Source organism: Streptomyces niphimycinicus (genome assembly GCF_018883605.1).
Lineage (GTDB): Bacteria > Actinomycetota > Actinomycetes > Streptomycetales > Streptomycetaceae > Streptomyces > Streptomyces niphimycinicus.
Map to the genome: position 1 here is coordinate 1 of NZ_JAHLEM010001152.1, position 343 is coordinate 343.

General features: G+C 77.0%; 1 protein-coding gene. It reads left to right on the forward strand.

All coding sequences use genetic code 11. The annotated features are described in order from the left end of the window. A partial coding sequence (locus KN815_RS48365) for a polyketide synthase dehydratase domain-containing protein (protein WP_216348110.1) occupies positions 1-343 on the forward strand: 343 nt, incomplete at both ends.

Sequence of the window (343 nt, forward strand, 5' to 3'; positions counted from 1 at the left end):
GCTGCCCGACGCGGACGCGTATGTGTTCTCCGGGCGGCTGTCGCTCGCCTCGCACACATGGCTGGCGGACCACACGGTCGCGGACACGGCCGTGCTGCCCGGCGCCGCGTTCGTGGAGCTGGCGGTGGGCGCCGGGGACCATGTGGGCTGTGGGCTGCTGGAGGAACTGACCCTGGACGAGCCGCTGATCCTGCCGGAGCGCGGCGGGGTGCGGCTGCGGGTGTCGGTCGGCGAGCCGGACGCCGACGGGCGTCGCCCGCTGGGCGTGTACGCGCGGGACGAGCGCGCGGAGGCGGACCGGCCGTGGACCCGGCACGCCGCCGGTGTGCTCGCCTCGGGCGAG